This window comes from Arthrobacter sp. NPDC057388 (assembly GCF_042668165.1).
GTDB lineage: Bacteria > Actinomycetota > Actinomycetes > Actinomycetales > Micrococcaceae > Arthrobacter.
Genome location: NZ_JBHVBL010000001.1, coordinates 193,170 through 211,351 on the forward strand (window position 1 = coordinate 193,170; position 18,182 = coordinate 211,351).

Sequence of the window (18,182 nt, forward strand, 5' to 3'; positions counted from 1 at the left end):
TTCGCGGGCCAAAACACCCAGCGTTTCCCCAAGGGGCCTTCTTGATTCTGTGATTGTGCGTGAAGGTCGCGCACCTCGGATCGATGAGGTCATCATGAAATCAGCACAAAACGAGCCGGGAGCGCACACTTCTCGCCTTCCCGGCGCCCGCAGGGCCGGCGTCCTTGCCACCGTCTCCGCGGTCATCTGCTCAACGTCCATGTTCGCCATTCCGGCCGCCAACGCGGCCGTACCGGCGTTCCCGGACAACATTGTTGTCTTCCCCGACCGCGACTTCGTCTCCATCGAGGGATATGAGGGGCACGCCGGCGAGACCGCCACCCTTGAAGTCAAGCGTGCCGGCAAGATCATCGGCTCGGCGGAGGCAGTGGTCGACGCCGGCGGCGTCGCGTTTGAGGTCAACCACCCCGGCGGCGTCTGCTGGGGTGCCGGCACCGGCCTGAACATCACTCCCGACATCCGCCCGGGCGATGTCGTGTCCATGCGGTTCGGCACCACTGCCGCCGGCGAGACGACGGTCCAGGACACCTACGTGACGGGCGATTCCGAACTCAGCGGCAGCACGCTCACCGTGAAGGGACACATCGGAGCCGGCGTCAATCCGGCGCAGCTGGAACAGCGCATCATTGAGCCGGCCCTGAAGGACACCAGCATCGCCCGCCGTGACATCCGCGCCGTTCCCGGCCCGATGACCCCGTCGGACAAGGGCGGCTACTCCTCCGGCCTGGAAGTCACGGGCGATACCTTCACCGCCACCTACATCTTTGATGATCCTGCCAACGCCGAAATCGCCGCGAACGCAGGGCTCGGCGAGCGCGCCATGGCCTGGGAGCTCGAGGACGCCGACGCCAACCGGCAGGGCCTGACCATCTCCGAATACGGCGAGCCCGGCGGCCCCGGCATGGGCGGCTGCCCCAACGGTCCGCTGCAGTCCGGGCCTCCCGCGCCCTCGGGAATCACAGCTGCCAAGGTCTCCGGCGGACTGAAGCTGAACTGGACGCCGGCCGAAGCCATCCCCGGCACTCCCGACATCACGGGCTACCGTGCCGTCGCCGTCGGCAAGACCTGGACGAACAACGAAACGGTGGAGATCGGCAAGCGCATCTCCGGCAAGGCTGCCACCGGCACCATGATCACCGGACTGTCCGCCGGTGAGGAGTACGACATCTACGTGGTCGGCGTCAGCAGCGTCGGCGAGTCCTTCCCCGCCGCACACGCCATCCCGGTCACGGACACCACGGCACCCACGGTCTCTGCCACGCCGAACGGCGGCACTTCGGCGGTGGCGCGAACGGTTACGCTGGCGGCCAGCGAGACAGGCAGCGACATCTACTACACCGTTGACGGCTCGGATCCGCTCCTCTCCGGCGGAGTGCTGTCAGACTCGGCAATCCGCTACACGGCCCCGATGGAGATCGCGTCCACGACTACCCTGAAGTTTGTGGCCTTTGACCCGTCCGGCAACGTCTCCGCAACCAGCGAGGCCCTCTTCACCGTCACCAACGACCCCGTACCGGCGGCTCCGACATTCGCCAGCGCACCGGTCGTCGGCCAGGGCACGGCAACGCTGTCCTGGACTGCCCCGAACCCGGGCGCAACCGGCCTGACCATCACCGGCTACTCCGTTCAGGCCTACACCGCCGACGGCACGGCCTTCGGTGCACCCAAGACGGTGGCCGGCGGCGTCACCACCCTGGTCTATGACGGCCTCAGCGGCGACACTGCCTACCAGTTCACCGTAAAGGCCACCAACAGCAACGGCACGGGTCCGGAGTCCGAGAAGACCGTAGCCGTCACCGTGCAGGGCGCAGTCGTGGCCTCCGCAGGGCCCGACCAGAACGTTGTCCGCCGCACCACGGCCACCACGGTGACCCTGGACGGCACCGGTTCAACCACCACCGGGGCGACCTACAAGTGGGAGCAGGTCCTCAGCAGCGCTACCGATCCGAACAAGGTGACGCTGAACGGAGGCACCACGCTCAAGCCGACGTTCAGCCTTCCCCTCTACCGGACGCCAATGACGAACAACCCGCTCGTCTTCCGGCTGACGGTTACGGTGGGCACGACGGTCCGGACGGACGAGGTGAAGGTGGTTCCCGCTACTGACCGGGTTACCATCAGCAGCGCCCAGTGGAAGAGCGGCGACTTCAGGGTCAACGGCACCAGCTCCGTAGTGGGCGGCACCATCACCGTCCGCGTCGGCAGCGCGGCGGGTAGGGTACTCGGCCAGGCAGCTGTCACCGCAGCGGTGGCCCCGGAAACCGGCGGCGTGTGGACGCTCCGGCTCCGCAATGCAGCGGCCGGCACCACCAACCCCGGCACCGTGTGGGTTGAATCCACCGTAGGCGGCACGGCAGGACCGCTGACGGTGGCCAACAAGTAGTACCGAGCCCTTAACCACCGAGTCCGGTGCCTGGCGGCAATCAGCCGCCAGGCACCGGACTTCTGTTTGTGGGTCTTGAGGCGTCAGCTGCTGCTGGTGGCGTCCTGCACCTCGCCCACCAGTTCCTCGATGATGTCCTCAAGGAACAGCACGCCGGTGGTGTTCCCCCGCGCGTCGAAGACCCGGGCCACGTGGGCGCCGGTGCGGCGCATGGTGGCCAGGGCGTCCTCCAGTTCGCTGCCGCGGAAGGTCGAGGCCAGCCGGCGGATGCGTTTTTCCGGCACCGGCCGGCGGAACTTCTCCGCCGTGGTGAGGTCCATGACGTCCTTCAGGTGCAGGTAGCCGGAGGGGTCGCCGTCGTCGTCGGTCAGGATGTAGCGGGAGTAGCCGTGCTCGGCAACCGCCCGCTGGATATCCGCCGGGGTCGACGACGCCGGCAGCAGCACCATCTCATCAATGGGCACCTCAACGTCGGCCACGGTCTTCGCCGTGAACTCGAAGGCGGCTGTGAGGGTTCCCGTGCTGTCGGTCAGGACGCCTTCCCTCGTGGACTGCTCCACGATGGTGGCCACCTCGTCCAGGGTGTAGGCGCTGGTGGCTTCGTCCTTGGGCTCCACCCGGAACAGCCGAAGGATGGAGTTGGCGATGCCGTTCAGGGTCCAGATGACCGGTTTGAACACGCGCGCCACCATCACCAGCGGCGGGGCCAGGATGAGCGCCGCGCGGGTGGGGACCGAGAACGAGATGTTCTTGGGGACCATTTCGCCGAGCACCACGTGCAGGAAGGTCACCAGCAGCAGCGCCGTCACGAAGGCGATGATGCCGATCGCCTCCCCCGACAGGGACGTCAGGCCCAGCGGGATTTCCAGCAGGTGGTGGATGGCCGGCTCGGAGACGTTCAGGATCACCAGCGAACAGACGGTGATGCCCAGCTGGCTCGTGGCCAGCATGAGCGTGGCGTGCTCCATGGCCCACAAGGTGGTTTTCGCGGCCTTGCTTCCAGCCTCCGCCTTGGGCTCGATCTGTGACCGCCGGGCCGAGATGACGGCAAATTCGGCCCCCACGAAGAAGGCGTTGACCACCAGCAGGACGGCGAGCCAGATGATGCCCGGGAGGTATTCACTCATGGGTCAGCTCCTGTGTGAGGCTGTCGATGATCCTGTCGTGCGCGCTCTTGGGCGGCTCTGCCGATTCCTCGGGCGTGAACTTCAGCCGCCCGACGTGGGTGCCGGCAACCCGCTCCACACGGAGCGTGCCGCCCTCGATGGCCACCTCGTCGCCGAGTTCCGGGATGCGGTCCAGCCGGTCCGCGACGAAACCGGCCACCGTGTCGTAGTCCTCGCCGTCGGGAACGGGGATGCCGGTGCGGTCCAGGAGCTCGTCCGGGCGCAGCGACGCATCGAAGGTGATGGACCGGCCGGTCCGGACCACACCCACACGGGCGCGGTCGTGCTCGTCCTCCAGTTCACCGACGATCTCTTCCACCAGGTCCTCGAGCGTAACGATGCCGGCCGTTCCGCCGTGCTCGTCGGAGACGATGGCCACCTGCAGGCCCTGTTTTCGGAGCAGCACCAGCAGGGAGTCCACGCCCATGGATTCGGGGACCATGAGCGGTTCGATCATCAGGTCGGCAGCGAGGACGCTGGCGCGTTCCTCCAGGGCGACGGCGAAGGCCTGCTTCACGTGGAGCACGCCAAGCACATCGTCCCGGTCCCTGCCGATGACCGGAAACCGCGAGTAGCCGGTGGAGCTGGCCAGCGCGATGATCTGCTCGGCCGTGTCGTCGGTGTTGACGGCGGTCATCCGCACCCGGGGCGTCAGGACGTCGCCGGCGCTGTGCTCGGCGAAGCGCAGCGTCCGGTGCAGCAGGGCCGCGTGGTCCAGGTCAAGAACGCCTTCCACCGCGGAACGGCGGACCAGCGAGCTCAGTTCCTCGGCGCTGCGGGCGCCCGAGAGTTCCTCCTTGGGCTCGATGCCGAAGGACCTGATGACGGCGTTCGCCGTGTTGTTGAACAGCAGGATGACGGGCTTGAACACCGTGGTGAACAGGGCCTGGAACGGGACCACCACCTTGGCCGTGGCCAGCGGCAGCGCGAGCGCGAAGTTCTTGGGCACCAGTTCGCCGATCACCATCGAGAAGATGGTGGCGATGAAAATCGCGACGACGGCACCGACGCCGGGCACGAGGCCTTCCGGCAAACCGGCTGCCGTCAGCGGCCCGCTCAGCAGCTTGCTGATGGCCGGCTCGAAGGTGTAGCCGGTCAGGAGGGTGGTGAGGGTGATGCCCAGCTGCGCACCGGACAGGTGCGTTGAGGTGATCTTCAGGGCTTTGATGGTGGGGGCAAGGCGTTTCTCACCCCGGGCCTGGCGCGCTTCCAGGTCGTTGCGGTCAAGATTGACCAGGGCAAACTCGGATGCGACGAAGAATCCGGTGCCGACTGTCAGGATCAGGCCGATCCCGATCATGATCCATTCATTCATTGGGGGCGCCCCTCTCCCGTGATAACCGGCGTGCCGGTCAAAAGGATGAGGGGCCAGGGCATATGTGAAGGAGGGTCGTCCATAGTGCACTCCACTATATCGGGTGTATTTGCTGGCCCGTCTCTCCATCGCCAGGAGCGAACGGTCAGGCTTCCCCTTGGCCAGCTTTCGGATAGGCGGCCATCAGGGCGGCGGAGGCGACCCAGACTATGCCGACGAGGGCAAGGCTCAGTGCCCCGCCCAAACCGGTGGCGGAGGCGGCCAGGGCTGCGCCGCCGGCCGAGGCGCTGGCGCGCAGGCCCGCGCCCACCGTGAACACTTGGGATCTGAGGTGCGGGGGGCTCAGATGGTTGCGGAGGAAAAGCATCGCGGCGGCGGTGGACGCCGTGAAGACACCAGACAAGCCGATGGCGACGACGGTCCAGGCCGTCCCGATGTCGACGGCGGCGCCGACCGTCAGCAGGCCCGTGGCGAAGAAACCGGCCATCATGACGGCGTGCGGCCGGGCCCGGGTGGGACGGACCGTCTCCAACAGGGCGCCGAAGAGGCTGCCGACGGCGAATGAAGTCACCACGAGTGCGCCGTCGCCCGGCGACCCGATCCGTTCGATGGAAAGGGCGACGGCGGCGATCGCCAGGCCGCCCTGGCCAAGTTGGCTCAGGGTGGACGCGGCCGTGACCACGGCCAGGGGGCGGTGGCTGAAGATCCGGTTCAGCCCGGCGGCGACCGCCTGCCACGGTGAAACCCGGGCGGATGAGTGCGGCTTCAGCCCGGCGAAGCCGACGCTGACTGCTCCTGCGGCAGCCGTGGCCGCCAGCACCGCCAGCGAGGCCGGGGCCGGGAGGAACAGGGCCATGATCGCCACGAAGGCCGGACCGGCGACCGCCGAGACATTGTAGGAAAGGGCATCGAAGGCAAACGCCCGGCGGCCGTCAGGGATGACATCGGCGACGAAGCTGGAAAGTCCCCCCATATAGAAGGGCGAGACCGCTCCTGCTACGGCCAGGCAGGCGAACACCAGCGGCAGCGGGAGCTGGCCGAGGAATGCGGTCACGGCAAAGGCGATTGCAGTGAGCGCTCCGGAAACCGCCACGAGCAGGGCCGGGCGCCTGGCACGGTCGAGCGCGGCACCGGCGAGCGGCGCGGCGAGGACGCTTGGGCCGAGGGACACCGCCACCAGCGCACCGCCGATCCCCACGTCGTTCAGCTGCTGCACTGCGAGGATGGGGATGGCTACGGCCGAACCGGCCATGGCCATCCTCGGGGGTACCGAGGCCGCAAGGTATCCGGGCGCACTCATGGACCGGCAGGGACCGCCTTTCTGGGACGTGTTGCTTTGACCTTAGTCCATTCCGGCTGACGGCCAGCGCGGGGGAAGCCGCGCTAAAACGGAAGCGGCAGCTTGGCCGTCCTGCCGCCGTCGAGCACCACAATCTCTCCGGTCAGGAAGCCTGACCGGTCACTGGCCAGGAAGACCGCAAGGTCCCCGACATCGGTGGGCTGGCCCACGCGGCCAATGGGGTGGAGGCGGTTCAGCGCCTCCCGTGCGCTGTCCGCGTCCGGCTGGGACTCAAGGTAGTTTTCGCTCAGCTCCGAAGCGATCCAGCCGGGGGCGATGGCGTTGCAGCGGATGCCGTCCTTGCCCAGGTCCACTGCCATGGCCCGCGTCATTCCGTGGATGCCGGCTTTTGACGCGCAATAGGCGGCGTGCAGCGGATTCGCCGACAGCCCTTCGATGGAACCGACGTTGATGATGCTTCCAGCACCCCGCCGCTGCAGGTGGGGCAGGGCAGCCTGGGCAAGGAACAGCGGGGCACGCAGGTTCAGCGCCATCATCAGGTCCCATTCGTCCAGCGTGATGTCCGCGATGCTGCGCTCAAACATGACGCCGGCATTGTTGACCAGGATGTCGATGCCGCCAAAGTGGGCGGCGGTTTGATCGGCAGCCGCCCTGATGGCTGCGGCATCGCTGAGATCGGCCCGGATGCCGAGGACGCCCGGATGCTGCAGCAGGTCCTCCCCCAGTTCCCGCCGCTGAACGACGGCGACCTGCGCCCCCTCCGCCAGGAACCGGTCAACGATGCCCCTCCCTATGCCCTGCCCGCCGCCGGTGACCAGTGCGACTTTGCCGTCCAGTTCCATGCTTTCCTGCAGTCCCCTCTAGTGCGCCGACGCTGCCTGCTGCACCGCAGGCTGCCCGGCGGCGTGCTCGGCCAGGACGCCGCGGGTGGCCGTGGACAGCTCAATGGGTCCGGTGTAGATGGTGAGGTTCAGTTCCGGTGCCGTGAGGGGGCTGGGCCTGCTCGTCTCGCCGGGAATCTGCATGCTCTTCCTTCCACGAAAATTGTGTCATGCACCACTCTACTCGTGCGTTCAATAAATAACCATCTCGTTCATTTTGCGAACATGCTCTGAGTTGTTGACTCAGGTGTGAGGGACCTCCGCGCCGTAGAATACGACCGAAAGCAGCTGGCGGGCAGGAGCAGGGATGACCGAGACAACGATTGATGAAGTCCTGGCGGAACTGGCTGCGCTCGAGGATCCCAGCGTGCGCGAGGTGAACCGGAGGCGCGGGGATGACCACGGCGTGAACCTGTCCAGGCTGCGCGCGGTCGCCAAGCGGCTCAAGACCCAGCACGGCCTGGCCGTCGGGTTATGGGCGACGGAGGACACGGCCGCCCGGCTGCTGGCAGTGCTGCTCTGCCGGCCGAAATCCTTCGGCCGGCAGGAACTGGACGCTATGGTGCGCCAGGGCCGTGAGCCTAAAATCCACGACTGGCTGGTGAACTACGTGGTGAAGAAGAGCCCGCATGCCGAGGAGTTGCGCGTCGCCTGGACCGCCGATCCGGACCAGGTGGTCGCCAGCGCCGGCTGGGCCCTGACCACCGAGCGGGTGGCGAAGAAGCCTGAGGGACTCGACCTGCCGGGGCTGCTGGACACAATCGAGGCGGACATGAAGGACGCCCCGGACCGCCTGCAGTGGGCGATGAACCACACGCTGACACAGATCGGCATCGAGCATGCGGACCACCGCGCCCGGGCTATTGACATCGGTGAACGGCTGGAAGTCCTGAAGGACTACCCGACGCCGCCGAACTGCACGTCGCCCTATGCCCCGGCCTGGATCAACGAGATGGTGAGCCGGCGGGGCGGGGCCTGACGCTTCTGCCTACCTGGCCGCGATGGCCAGGAACCGGATGGGCAGGTCCAGCAGCTCCAGCGGGCCATGCGGGCCTTCGCCGTCCAGGAGCAGGGAATCACCGGGTTCCATCGTGTATTCGTATGCACCGTGGCCGTAGACCATCCGGCCGTCGAGCATGTAGATGAACTCGGTGCCGGGATGCTGGAACAACGGGAAAACGTCGGACGCGTCGGTCAGCGTCACCAGCGTCGGTTCGATGGCGTCAGTGCGGCCCTTCAGGGTCCCCAGCACCCGGTACTCGTGCCCGTGCTGGGTTCCGCTGCGCACGGTGAGGCTGCCTTGGCCGCTCTTGGTGAAGGTGGCGTCCCGGTCCGTGTCCGCCCCGCGGAACAGCGCAGTGACCGGGATCCTCAGCCCGTCCGCCAGCCGCTGGAGGGTAGTCAGGGAACAGGACGTGCTGGCGGTTTCAATCTTGGAAATCATGGCCTTGGACATGCCGGTCCGCGATGCCAGCTCCGACGCGGAGAGCCCGTTCGCCGTCCTGTAGTGGCGGACCTGGCCGGCAATGATCCGCTCCAGCCTGCCGGCCACGCCGTCGCCGGTGTTCTCCGTGGCCATGTCCTGCGCTTCGCCCGCCTGATCCGTCATCAGGCCATCATAGGCGGAGTTCTCACTGCACTCCCGGGATCCAGCTGGTGCCGGCGAGCGGAACCCGTGCCATGGCCGACGCCTCGATGGTCAGGGCCACCAGGTCCTCCGGCTCGAGGTTGCGCAGGTGCGACTTGCCGCAGGCCCGGGCGATGGTCTGGGCTTCCATGGTCAGGACCCGCAGGTAGTTGGCCAGGCGCCGGCCGCCCTCCGCCGGATCGAGGCGGGATGCGAGCTCCGGGTCCTGCGTGGTGATCCCGGCAGGGTCCCGGCCGGCCTGGAAGTCGTCGTAGAAGCCTGCCGCCGATCCCAGGGCCGCGTATTCGGCGGCATACCGGGGGTCGTTGTCGCCCAGCGCAATCAGTGCCGCGGTGCCAATGGCAACGGCGTCGGCACCGAGGGCCATGGCCTTGGCGACGTCGGCGCCGGTGCGGATGCCGCCGGAGACGATGAGCTGGACCTTGCGGTGCAGGCCGAGTTCCTGCAATGCCTGGACGGCCTGCGGAATGGCGGCCAGGGTGGGGATCCCGACGTTTTCGATGAACACCTGCTGCGTGGCGGCGGTGCCGCCCTGCATGCCATCGACGACGACGACATCGGCTCCGGCCTTCACGGCAAGGGCGGTGTCGTAGTAGGGGCGGGACGCACCGATTTTGACATAAATGGGCGTCTTCCAGTCCGTGATCTCGCGGAGCTCGCCGATCTTGATTTCCAGGTCGTCGGGTCCTGTCCAGTCCGGGTGGCGGCTGGCGGAGCGCTGGTCGATGCCGACCGGCAGAGTCCGCATCCCGGCGACGCGCTCGGTGATTTTCTGCCCGAGCAGCATGCCCCCGCCGCCGGGCTTGGCGCCCTGGCCGAGCACCACTTCGATCGCGTCGGCCTTGCGGAGGTCGTCCGGGTTCATGCCGTAGCGCGAGGGCAGGTACTGGTACACCAGGTGCTTGGACTGCCCGCGCTCCTCCGGCGTCATGCCGCCGTCGCCGGTGGTGGTGGAAGTGCCCACCTCGCTGGCGCCGCGGCCCAGCGCCTCCTTGGCGTTGGCGGACAGGGCCCCGAAGCTCATGCCGGCGATGGTCACCGGGATCTGCAGGTGCAGCGGCTTTGAGGCGTGGCGGTCGCCAAGAACGACGTCGGTGCCGCACTTTTCGCGGTAGCCCTCCAGCGGGTAGCGGGACATGGAGGCGCCCAGAAAGAGCAGGTCATCGAAATGCGGGACCTTGCGCTTGGCTCCCCAGCCGCGGATGTCGTAGACGCCGGTGGCGGCGGCCCGCTGGATGTCGGCGATGGCGGCGCGGTCGAACGTGGCTGATTCGCGCAGGCCCAGTTCCTCGGTTGTCATGGTGGTTGCCCTTCTAGTAAGACGTCGAGTTGTGGACGCTGAAGTGGTAGAGGTTGCGGGCCGAGCCGTAGCGCTTGAAGTCCGCCGGATTGTCGGTGCGGCCGGCGGCGGCGAGCAGCCCGGCGAGCTCCTCCAGGTGCTCGGCCTTCATCGGCTTCTCGATGCAGTCCGCGCCGAGGGACGCAACGGCTCCCTTCACGTAGATGCGGGCCTCGTAGATGGAGTCACCCAGGGCGTCCCCGGCGTCGCCGCAGACCACGAGCCTGCCGGCCTGGGCCATGAAGGCGGACATGTGGCCTATGTTGCCGCCCACCACGATGTCCACCCCCTTCATGGAGATCCCGCAGCGGGCTCCGGCGTTGCCGTCGATCACCACGAGTCCGCCGTGGCCGGTGGCCGCCGCCGACTGGGAGGCGTCGCCCTTCACATGGACCCTCCCGGACATGATATTCTCCGCGAGTCCGACGCCGGCATTGCCGTTGATGGTCACCGCACCCTTTTGGTGCATCCCGGCGGCGTAATAGCCGGCATGGCCGTTGATGGCGACCTCGATATCCGCGTCGATGCCGACCGCGAGGCTGTGCTTTCCACCCGGGTTCTCGACGGTCCAGGACTGCCCGTCGACGGCGTCGTGCAGGGCCTGGTTGAGGTCACGGACCGGGCTGTCGGCGAGGTCCACCAGGGCGGGAACGCCATCGCTGGCGGTCGGGCAATCCTGCGTCTCAGTTTCGATCAGAGTGACCATGTGTAGACCTTTCCGGGTTCCGGTTCAAAGATGCGGGCGGTTTCGATACCGGGCAGGGATGCAAGGGCGCGGTACTCGGAAGCCATGGCCACGTAGTCGGCGGTTTCGGCGATGATGGCCGGCTTGCAGGCGATGAGGTCGCGGACCACGGCCATGCTGTCGGCGGTGGTGACGACGAGCGTGTAGAAGCCGTCGAAGACCTTGCCCAGGTTGGTCAGGGCCTCCTCCAGGGTGTCGCCTTGCTGCAGACGGGAGGCGATGTAGCGGGCGCCCACTTCGGTGTCGTTGTCCGAGTCGAAGACGACGCCTTCACGCAGCAGCTCCCGGCGGATCGTGGCGTGGTTGGAGAACGAGCCGTTGTGGACCAGGCACAGGTCGTCTGCCACGGAGAACGGGTGGGAGCCGCCGGCCGTGACGGCTGACTCTGTGGCCATGCGGGTGTGGGACACGCCCTGGCTGCCGGACATGGCCTCCAGCCCGTGCTCCGCGGCGATGTCCATCGGGTGGCCCACGCCCTTCATGACGGCGACGCGCTCTCCACGGCCGATGATGGTGGAGTCCGGAAGGGTTGCGCGCACTGCCTTGGCGAGCAGCCCGGTGTCGACGGCGGAACTGACGAAAGTCGTGTCGCCCACCACTTTGACGGATGTCCCGGCAGAGGCGGGCAGCAGATTCTCGAGCGCCGCGGCGATCCCCGCTGCCGGCAGGCCCTGGTCCTTGCCCAGCAAGCTGAGTGTTGAGGTGTTGCCGGAAACGAGGCCCGGGGTGTCATAGACGGCGAGGCCGGCGGAGTCCGGGCCGCGGTCCACGATCTGGCACATCATGGCGGACAGAAGGCTGCCCAGCCGGGGGCGCAGCAGGGGATTGCGCAGCTGCAGCGCGGCTATTCCGCACATTTCAGGGTCCTTTGCTCGGTCGAAACGTTACCCATCAGGAAACATCGTTGAACAATAGTAGCCAAAGCGAGGCCATGATCGGGCACCCGAAGTTTGCTAATTCCGGACACCCTCCCACTGCGACTGATCGCAACGGAAAGTTAACCGGCCCGAAACCCATGGGCGTTCACTGTGAGGAATCCTGATTTCACGTTGTTAGACACGCATTTCCCCGAACGGCCGCTAAAGCCGCCCGTCTTCCCCCTCCCCGATTGGAGTTCCATGAATTCTGGAGATGTTGCCTGGATTCTCGCCGCGAGCGCCCTGGTGTGCATGATGATCCCCGCGCTTGCCCTCTTCTATGGGGGGATGGTGGGTTCGCGCAGGATCCTGAACATGATGATGATGTGCTTCGGCGGCGTCAGCGTCGTCGCGGTGCTTTGGGCGGTGTTCGGCTACTCGATGGTCTTCGGCAATTCCATCGGCGGAGCCGGCCTCATCGGCGATGCCACCGAGTACTTTGGCATGGACCGACTGCTGGCCGAGGATCCCGACGCCGCCATACCGCCCGCCCTGTTCGCCGCCTTCCAGCTGTTCTTCGCCGGAATCACCACCGCCATCATTGCCGGGGCTGCGGCCGGCCGGATGAAGTTCGGCGCGTGGATGACCTTCGCCGCCCTGTGGGCAACCATGGTTTACTTCCCGGTGGCCCACTGGGTTTTCGCCTTCAGCTCTGCGGACGGCGCAGTGACCGGCGGCTGGATCGTCAACAACCTCAAGGCGGTCGACTTCGCCGGCGGAACGGCTGTGCACATGAACGCCGGAATTGCCGCCCTCGCCCTCGCACTGGTCCTGGGCCGCAGCGCCGGGTGGCCCAAGAGCGAGCACGTCCGCCCGCACAGCCGCCCGCTGGTGCTCGTCGGAGCGGGGCTGCTGTGGGCCGGGTGGTTCGGATTCAATGCCGGCTCCGCCTTGACGGCCGGGCACTCGGCGTCGGTGGTCTTCCTGAACACCGCCGTGGCCGGCGCCGCCGGCCTGCTCGCCTGGACCCTCGTCGAACGCATCCGGCTCGGCAGCGCCAGCAGCATGGGCGCCGCGTCCGGCCTGATTTCAGCCCTGGTGGCCATCACCCCGGCCTGCGGTGCCGTGAGCCCCCTCGGCGCACTGGCCATCGGCATCATCGCCGGTGCCGTCTGCTCCCTGGCCATCGAGCTGAAGTTCCGGCTCGGCTTTGACGACTCACTCGACGTCGTCGGCGTGCACCTCATCGGCGGCATCATCGGAACCCTGCTGATCGGGCTTTTCGCCACGGACGCCGCACCGAACAAGATCAACGGACTCTTCTACGGCGGAGGGTTCGACCTGCTCGGCATCCAGACGGTCGCGACAGTGGCCACTCTTGCCTACTCCTTTGCCGTCACCTGGGTCATCGCCAAGGTCCTCAACATCACGGTCGGCCTCCGCATCGACGAGGCCGCCGAACTCCGCGGGATCGACATCGCGGCCCACTCCGAATCGGCCTATCTGATGGATGAGGAGCCGGTGGAACTGGGCTCCCCGCACCGGGTCTGACATGCACCGAACCTGAGCAGAAAACAGCACCTCCGGAGCAGGCCGGGCCTACTTGTCAGGCCCGGCCTGCTCCGCATATTCAACAGCTTTTCCGCCCACCTGGCTCAGGTAGGCCCCGGACTGGTTGTAGGACCAGATGGCATCGCTCCACCCCTGCGCCGAGGTGAGGTCCCGGCCCCCGGCGCACAGGTAGCCGGCGGCGCTGAGGGCGGCATCGTCGATGTTGTGCGGATCAGCAACGCCGTCCCCGTTGGCGTCCTGTCCCGCCAGTTTCCATGTGGACGGGATGAACTGCATGGGTCCAACGGCGCGGTCCCAGCGGGGATCGCCGTCGAGCGCGCCGCCGTCGGTGTCTGCAATGGCCGCGAAGCCTTCACCGTTGAGGCCGGGGCCGACGATGGGGCCGGTCACCTCCCCCGATGCCGTCAGCCGGCCGCCGCCAAGGGCACCATGCTTGGATTCAACGAACCCGACGGCGGCCACGGTGTTCCAGCCCATTCTGCACGCCGGCGCCGCTTCGTTGGCCGCGCCTGCGGCGGCAACATATGCCCGAAGGGCCCGCGCTGGAATTCCTGTCCGGACGGCGGTCCGCGCCAGCCAACCCGGGTCAACGGTCCTGGTGATGTTCACGGCGTGCGTGCTGCCGCTTCCCAGCGGGACGAACTTCCCCGCTGCCTGCGGCGGGGCCGCGTGCCGCATGTCAGCGTCGGGCATGCCTGACCCGGCCATACCGGGGAGCCAGAAGGCCAGCCCGGTGATGGCGCAGAACGCGAACAGGCTGAGAACCGCAAGGCGTTTCAGTCGAAGCACGGAACAGCCTAACCCGGGAGTGCCAATACATTGACAAAGTGCTGGCCCCGCCGTTCTACTTTTATGCAGGCACCGAACAAGATGCACGCGAGACAGTATGCGTGGACCGGCTTTATCAGAGCCCCGTGGGGGCGGTGCACCAGCGGCCTACCGGCCGCACATATTGGCGCCCGGCGCCGCTGCGTACGCAGTGATCCCGGAGCTCCCTGCCGCCATTCCGCACGCGGCCCACAATTTCTGAAAAGCCCAAATTTTGAACTGCCCAAAGGACACGCATGCCCAGCACTACCCAAACCATCGACATCCACGTAGACAACCGCAAGGTCCTCGACGAACGGCTCGATGCTGCCGTCAAGTGCCTTCAGGAAGCGGCCATGGCCACCGGAACCCACGGCATCATGGTCACGCGCAACCGGCCCGGGAGCTACACCGCCACGCTTTCCGATGAGGTTCCGTTCGGCATGACCCGCGAAATCATCCTCTAAACTTTGGGGACCTTAACCCGTCCCCGGTTTTCGGGAATACCTGGCGGCGCCCACTCGTTGAGTCCTGCGAATGTGCGCCGTCCGGGCGCTCAGCCGAAGGAGTAAAAACCATGGCAACTGACTACGACGCCCCTCGCGTGGCCCAAGAGGACCAGCCGGCCAACGAATCCCTCGAGGCCATCCAGTCCCGGCAGGGCGGGTCCCAGACTGCCCTGCTGGACGTGGAGGAAGCGGACACCGCGGAAGGCATCGACCTTCCCGGTGCCGACCTGTCGCACGAAGAGCTGCTGATCCAGGTTGTTCCGGTGCAGGAGGATGAGTTCACCTGCATGTCCTGCTTCCTGGTCCACCACCGCAGCCAGCTCGCGCGCGAAAAGGACGGCAAGAAGTACTGCTCGGAGTGTGAAGGCTAGTACCGGAGGTCTGGCACTGCAGGGGCCGGCACTGAGAAAATAGCGCTGTGCTGGCCCGGCTCCGATCGTCCTGGACCGCCGTCGTTCCCGTCGTCGGCCTGATCGTGCTGGCCGTGACCTGGGGAGTCTCCCCCGGGCCCCTGCTGGCCACCGTTATCGCGGTGGTACTTGTGGGCGCCGTCCTCGCGGCGGTGCACCACGCGGAAGTGGTCGCGCACCGTGTCGGCGAGCCCTTCGGCTCGCTTGTGCTGGCGGTAGCCGTGACCATCATCGAGGTTGCCCTGATCGTCACGCTGATCGCGTCCGGCGGCGAAGGGAGCCACTCACTGGCGCGGGACACCGTGTTCGCCGCCGTCATGATCACCGCCAACGGCATTGTGGGGATTGCCCTGCTGGTGGGCGCCCGCCGGTACGGCATTCCGCGGTTCAACCCGGAAGGTGCCGGCGCGGCGCTGGCCGTGGTCACCACCCTGGCCACCCTGACGCTGGTCCTGCCGACCTTCACATCATCGCGGCCGGGGCCGGAGTTTTCTCCCCTGCAGCTGGGCTTCGCCGCCGTGGCCTCGCTGGCTCTGTACGGCGTGTTTGTGCTGACCCAGACGGTCCGCCACCGCCACTTTTTCCTTCCCGTCGTGTCCCCCGGCGACGGCGAGGACGACCCCCACGGCCCCACCCCCACCAACCGGGCCACCTACATCAGCCTGGCGCTGCTGTGCGCGGCGCTGGTCGCCGTCGTCGGACTGGCCAAAACCGTATCCCCCGTCATTGAGGCTGGTGTCACCCGGGCCGGGATTCCGGAGTCCTTCGTGGGTGTGGTCATTGCGCTCCTGGTCCTGCTGCCGGAGGGGCTTGCCGCCACCAGGGCAGCGTCCCGCAACAGGATCCAGATCAGCCTCAACCTTGCCTACGGCTCGGCAATCGCCAGCATCGGCCTGACGATTCCCGCCATCGCCGTGGCCAGCATCTGGCTGCAGGGTCCGCTGACCCTGGGCCTCGGCGGCACGCAAATAGTCCTGTTCCTGCTGACCGTTATCGTGGGAACACTCACGGTGGTGCCCGGCCGGGCCACGCGGCTGCAGGGTGCCATCCACCTGGTGCTGTTCGCCGCGTTCCTGTTCCTCGCCATGTTCCCGTAGCCGGATTTGGCACTTCGATATCATGGCATCATGACTTCCCCTTCAGGGAGCGAGGAAGACCTCCTGCTCGAGCGGCAGCTCTGCTTCGCTCTCGCTGTCGCCTCGCGCACCGTCATCAGCGCCTACCGGCCCGTCCTGCAGGAGCTGAACCTCACCCACCCGCAGTACCTGGTGATGCTGGCACTGTGGGAAAGGAGCCCGCGCTCGGTGAAGGAGATCAGCGACGCCCTCCTCCTGGTGCCGGCCACCCTGTCGCCGCTGCTCAAGCGGCTCGAAGCGCTGGGATATGTCACCCGCCGCCGCGTACCCGGGGATGAACGTTCCCTTGCCGTGGGCCTGACCCCCGAAGGGGCCGCCCTCCGGGACAGGGCCATGGGCGTGCCCGGCACCATGCTGGCCAAGCTCGGCCTCAGCCGTGCCCAGGCTGAGGACATCCACCTTGCCATGACGCAGCTCATCGAAGCCGCCCAGGTTGACCACACCCTCCTGCCCGCTCCCGGCGTTGAAGACCCGGCCGCGGATGACGAGGCAACGGCCTGACCTCCTCAGGAGTTTTTGTACAGGTAATGGGACTTAGAGGCCCCTGAAGCCGCGATACGTGTACAAAAACTCCGGCGTTGAAGGCCAGGTTCGAGAGCGGATTAAAGGCCGACGGCGGTCAGCGCCTGGTCGTAGATGTCCAGGGCCGTGGCCACTTCCTCGGGCGTGACAACGGCGGGCGGGACAACGTGGATGCGGTTGTCCGCGATGAAGGGCAGCAGGCCCAGGCGCAGGAGTTCCGCCTTGAGCCGGCCCATGTAGTCTGCGCTGACAGGGGTCCGGGACGTACGGTCCTGGACGAGTTCCAGCGCCCAGAACACGCCGCGGCCGCGGACATCGCCGATCACGGAGTGCTTCCCGGCGAGGGCGCGCAGGCCGGGTCCGAGATGGTCGCGGCCGATCCGGGCGGCGTTCCCCACGATGTCCTCCTCCTCGAAGGCCTCAATGGACGCGACGACGGAGGCTGCGGCGAGGGGGTGGCCGGAGTAGGTCAGGCCGCCGGGGAAGACGCGCTCGTCGAAGGTGGAGGCGATCTCGCCGGAGATGATGACACCGCCCACGGGGACGTAGCCGGAGTTCACGCCCTTGGCGAAGGTGATGAGGTCAGGGGTGGCGTTAAAGGCGTCGAAGGCGAACCAGTCACCGGTGCGGCCGAAGCCGGCCATGACCTCGTCCAGGATCATCACGATGCCGTACTCGTCGCACAGTGCGCGCACGCCCTCGAGGTAGCCGGGCGTCGGTACCAGGATGCCGGCCGTGCCGGGGACGGTTTCCAGCAGCACGGCCGCAACGGACTGTGGGCCTTCGGCCTGGATGACGCGGCGCAGGTGGTGCAGCGCGCGTTCGGTTTCCTGTTCCGGCGTTTCGGCCCAGAACTCGGAGCGGTAGAGGTAGGGGCCGAAGACGTGGACGTGGCCGCGGGCGTATTCGTTGGGAATGCGGCGCCAGTCCCCGGTGGCGACGATCGCCGCGCCGGTGTTGCCATGGTAGGAGCGGTACCGGGAAATGACCTTGTCGCGCCCGGTGTGCAGCCGGGCCATCCGGATGGCGTTCTCGTTCGCATCGGCGCCACCGTTGGTGAAGAAGACCTTCTTCATATTGGCCGGAGCGTGGGACAGGATCTTGGCCGCTGCCGTGGCCCGGACGTGGTTGGCGTGTGCCGGTGCCACGGTGGCCAGGCTGGTTGCCTGCTGCGCGATGGCCGCGATGACCTTGGGATGCTGGTGGCCGATGTTGGTGTTCACCAGCTGGCTGGAGAAGTCCAGGTACGTGTTGCCGTCGTGGTCCCAGACGGTGCTCCCGGATCCGCCGGCGATCGCCATCGGGTTCAGGGACTTCTGCGCCGACCAGGAGTGGAACACGTTCGCCCGGTCCAGGGCGACGACGTCGGCATTGCTTACTGTGCCGCTGCTGGCTGCTGCGCCGGGGACTGCGGTGTTGGCGACGGCAGCGTTGGTGAGTGCGGAGTCCAGGATTGCCTGGCTGGCGGCCATGACGGTTCCTCTCGGTGGAAGGATTGGGGAGTTCCTTCATCATCCGGTCCACGGCCACCCCGGGCCGATATACCTTTGTACAATCAGTCCCATCCCGTTCGACGTTTTCACATCCCTAGG

18 protein-coding genes are annotated in these 18,182 nt (G+C 67.1%); 7 read left to right on the forward strand and 11 right to left on the reverse strand.

Annotated features, from left to right (window positions below; genetic code table 11):
• Positions 1–94: 94 nt before the first annotated feature.
• On the forward strand, positions 95–2,383 hold the full coding sequence (locus tag ACFUTU_RS00855) for a fibronectin type III domain-containing protein (RefSeq protein ID WP_377959877.1): 2,289 nt from the start codon (positions 95–97) through the stop codon (positions 2,381–2,383).
• A gap of 83 nt (positions 2,384–2,466) precedes the next feature.
• Here ACFUTU_RS00855 and ACFUTU_RS00860 read toward each other — a convergent pair whose 3' ends face one another.
• The 5 genes from ACFUTU_RS00860 to ACFUTU_RS00880 all read right to left on the reverse strand — a co-directional run bounded on the left by ACFUTU_RS00860 (position 2,467) and on the right by ACFUTU_RS00880 (position 7,189).
• Positions 2,467–3,510 carry a hemolysin family protein gene (locus tag ACFUTU_RS00860; RefSeq protein ID WP_377959878.1) on the reverse strand — a complete coding sequence of 348 codons (1,044 nt, stop codon included), beginning with the start codon at positions 3,508–3,510 and terminating at the stop codon, positions 2,467–2,469.
• A complete protein-coding gene (locus tag ACFUTU_RS00865) occupies positions 3,503–4,864 on the reverse strand; it encodes a hemolysin family protein (protein ID WP_377959879.1) in 1,362 nt (453 codons plus the stop codon). The genes ACFUTU_RS00860 and ACFUTU_RS00865 overlap by 8 nt, the downstream gene beginning before the upstream one ends.
• 145 nt (positions 4,865–5,009) lie before the next feature.
• Positions 5,010–6,116 (reverse strand): MFS transporter, encoded by a 1,107-nt coding sequence (locus tag ACFUTU_RS00870; protein ID WP_377959880.1) that lies wholly within the window; start codon positions 6,114–6,116, stop codon positions 5,010–5,012.
• 131 nt (positions 6,117–6,247) lie between these two features.
• Positions 6,248–7,006 (reverse strand): SDR family NAD(P)-dependent oxidoreductase, encoded by a 759-nt coding sequence (locus ACFUTU_RS00875; protein WP_377959881.1) that lies wholly within the window; start codon positions 7,004–7,006, stop codon positions 6,248–6,250.
• Positions 7,007–7,024: 18 nt separating this feature from the next.
• A complete protein-coding gene (locus tag ACFUTU_RS00880; RefSeq protein ID WP_377959882.1) occupies positions 7,025–7,189 on the reverse strand; it encodes a hypothetical protein in 165 nt (54 codons plus the stop codon).
• A 163-nt stretch (positions 7,190–7,352) separates the two neighbouring features.
• Here ACFUTU_RS00880 and ACFUTU_RS00885 point away from each other — a divergent pair, with 163 nt between their 5' ends.
• The gene (locus tag ACFUTU_RS00885; protein WP_377959883.1) at positions 7,353–8,024 is read left to right on the forward strand and encodes a DNA alkylation repair protein; all 672 of its coding nucleotides are present in this window, start codon (positions 7,353–7,355) and stop codon (positions 8,022–8,024) included.
• 9 nt (positions 8,025–8,033) lie between these two features.
• Here ACFUTU_RS00885 and ACFUTU_RS00890 read toward each other — a convergent pair whose 3' ends face one another.
• The 4 genes from ACFUTU_RS00890 to ACFUTU_RS00905 are packed head-to-tail and all read right to left on the reverse strand — an operon-like array spanning position 8,034 to position 11,634.
• Complete coding sequence (locus tag ACFUTU_RS00890) at positions 8,034–8,654, reverse strand: helix-turn-helix domain-containing protein (protein WP_377959884.1); 621 nt, start codon at positions 8,652–8,654, stop codon at positions 8,034–8,036.
• A gap of 22 nt (positions 8,655–8,676) precedes the next feature.
• Positions 8,677–9,993, reverse strand: a complete 1,317-nt coding sequence (locus ACFUTU_RS00895) for an FMN-binding glutamate synthase family protein (protein ID WP_377959885.1) — start codon at positions 9,991–9,993, stop codon at positions 8,677–8,679.
• Positions 9,994–10,006: 13 nt separating this feature from the next.
• Positions 10,007–10,738, reverse strand: coding sequence for a protein glxC (locus tag ACFUTU_RS00900; protein ID WP_377959886.1), 732 nt, complete (start codon positions 10,736–10,738; stop codon positions 10,007–10,009).
• Complete coding sequence (locus ACFUTU_RS00905) at positions 10,726–11,634, reverse strand: glutamine amidotransferase (protein ID WP_377959887.1); 909 nt, start codon at positions 11,632–11,634, stop codon at positions 10,726–10,728. The genes ACFUTU_RS00900 and ACFUTU_RS00905 overlap by 13 nt, the downstream gene beginning before the upstream one ends.
• Positions 11,635–11,895: 261 nt before the next feature.
• Here ACFUTU_RS00905 and ACFUTU_RS00910 point away from each other — a divergent pair, with 261 nt between their 5' ends.
• Positions 11,896–13,185 (forward strand): ammonium transporter, encoded by a 1,290-nt coding sequence (locus ACFUTU_RS00910; RefSeq protein WP_377959888.1) that lies wholly within the window; start codon positions 11,896–11,898, stop codon positions 13,183–13,185.
• A 48-nt stretch (positions 13,186–13,233) separates the two neighbouring features.
• Here the strand turns inward: ACFUTU_RS00910 and ACFUTU_RS00915 are convergent, their stop codons facing one another.
• Complete coding sequence (locus ACFUTU_RS00915) at positions 13,234–13,995, reverse strand: lytic transglycosylase domain-containing protein (protein WP_377959889.1); 762 nt, start codon at positions 13,993–13,995, stop codon at positions 13,234–13,236.
• A 275-nt stretch (positions 13,996–14,270) separates the two neighbouring features.
• Between ACFUTU_RS00915 and ACFUTU_RS00920 the strand changes: the two genes are divergently transcribed.
• The 4 genes from ACFUTU_RS00920 (at position 14,271) to ACFUTU_RS00935 (ending at position 16,569) form a co-directional block, all read left to right on the forward strand.
• Positions 14,271–14,480: a hypothetical protein gene (locus ACFUTU_RS00920; RefSeq protein ID WP_377959890.1), complete on the forward strand. Its 210-nt coding sequence runs from the start codon at positions 14,271–14,273 to the stop codon at positions 14,478–14,480.
• A 110-nt stretch (positions 14,481–14,590) separates the two neighbouring features.
• Positions 14,591–14,893: a DUF4193 domain-containing protein gene (locus ACFUTU_RS00925; RefSeq protein ID WP_003802821.1), complete on the forward strand. Its 303-nt coding sequence runs from the start codon at positions 14,591–14,593 to the stop codon at positions 14,891–14,893.
• Positions 14,894–14,940: 47 nt separating this feature from the next.
• Positions 14,941–16,029 (forward strand): calcium:proton antiporter, encoded by a 1,089-nt coding sequence (locus tag ACFUTU_RS00930; protein WP_377959891.1) that lies wholly within the window; start codon positions 14,941–14,943, stop codon positions 16,027–16,029.
• Positions 16,030–16,059: 30 nt separating this feature from the next.
• On the forward strand, positions 16,060–16,569 hold the full coding sequence (locus ACFUTU_RS00935) for a MarR family winged helix-turn-helix transcriptional regulator (protein ID WP_377959892.1): 510 nt from the start codon (positions 16,060–16,062) through the stop codon (positions 16,567–16,569).
• A 101-nt stretch (positions 16,570–16,670) separates the two neighbouring features.
• Here ACFUTU_RS00935 and ACFUTU_RS00940 read toward each other — a convergent pair whose 3' ends face one another.
• Entirely contained in the window at positions 16,671–18,062 is a 1,392-nt protein-coding gene (locus ACFUTU_RS00940; protein ID WP_377959893.1) for an aspartate aminotransferase family protein, read from the reverse strand.
• Positions 18,063–18,182: the final 120 nt, after the last annotated feature.

Excerpts from the sequence above, each read along its gene's own strand:
- ACFUTU_RS00855 (WP_377959877.1), top strand. The coding sequence starts at position 95 with ATGAAATCAGCACAAAACGAGCCGGGAGCGCACACTTCTCGCCTTCCC.
- ACFUTU_RS00860 (WP_377959878.1), bottom strand. The coding sequence starts at position 3,510 with ATGAGTGAATACCTCCCGGGCATCATCTGGCTCGCCGTCCTGCTGGTG.
- ACFUTU_RS00865 (WP_377959879.1), bottom strand. The coding sequence starts at position 4,864 with ATGAATGAATGGATCATGATCGGGATCGGCCTGATCCTGACAGTCGGC.
- ACFUTU_RS00870 (WP_377959880.1), bottom strand. The coding sequence starts at position 6,116 with ATGGCCGGTTCGGCCGTAGCCATCCCCATCCTCGCAGTGCAGCAGCTG.
- ACFUTU_RS00875 (WP_377959881.1), bottom strand. The coding sequence starts at position 7,006 with ATGGAACTGGACGGCAAAGTCGCACTGGTCACCGGCGGCGGGCAGGGC.
- ACFUTU_RS00880 (WP_377959882.1), bottom strand. The coding sequence starts at position 7,189 with ATGCAGATTCCCGGCGAGACGAGCAGGCCCAGCCCCCTCACGGCACCG.
- ACFUTU_RS00885 (WP_377959883.1), top strand. The coding sequence starts at position 7,353 with ATGACCGAGACAACGATTGATGAAGTCCTGGCGGAACTGGCTGCGCTC.
- ACFUTU_RS00890 (WP_377959884.1), bottom strand. The coding sequence starts at position 8,654 with ATGACGGATCAGGCGGGCGAAGCGCAGGACATGGCCACGGAGAACACC.
- ACFUTU_RS00895 (WP_377959885.1), bottom strand. The coding sequence starts at position 9,993 with ATGACAACCGAGGAACTGGGCCTGCGCGAATCAGCCACGTTCGACCGC.
- ACFUTU_RS00900 (WP_377959886.1), bottom strand. The coding sequence starts at position 10,738 with ATGGTCACTCTGATCGAAACTGAGACGCAGGATTGCCCGACCGCCAGC.
- ACFUTU_RS00905 (WP_377959887.1), bottom strand. The coding sequence starts at position 11,634 with ATGTGCGGAATAGCCGCGCTGCAGCTGCGCAATCCCCTGCTGCGCCCC.
- ACFUTU_RS00910 (WP_377959888.1), top strand. The coding sequence starts at position 11,896 with ATGAATTCTGGAGATGTTGCCTGGATTCTCGCCGCGAGCGCCCTGGTG.
- ACFUTU_RS00920 (WP_377959890.1), top strand. The coding sequence starts at position 14,271 with ATGCCCAGCACTACCCAAACCATCGACATCCACGTAGACAACCGCAAG.
- ACFUTU_RS00925 (WP_003802821.1), top strand. The coding sequence starts at position 14,591 with ATGGCAACTGACTACGACGCCCCTCGCGTGGCCCAAGAGGACCAGCCG.
- ACFUTU_RS00935 (WP_377959892.1), top strand. The coding sequence starts at position 16,060 with ATGACTTCCCCTTCAGGGAGCGAGGAAGACCTCCTGCTCGAGCGGCAG.
- ACFUTU_RS00940 (WP_377959893.1), bottom strand. The coding sequence starts at position 18,062 with ATGGCCGCCAGCCAGGCAATCCTGGACTCCGCACTCACCAACGCTGCC.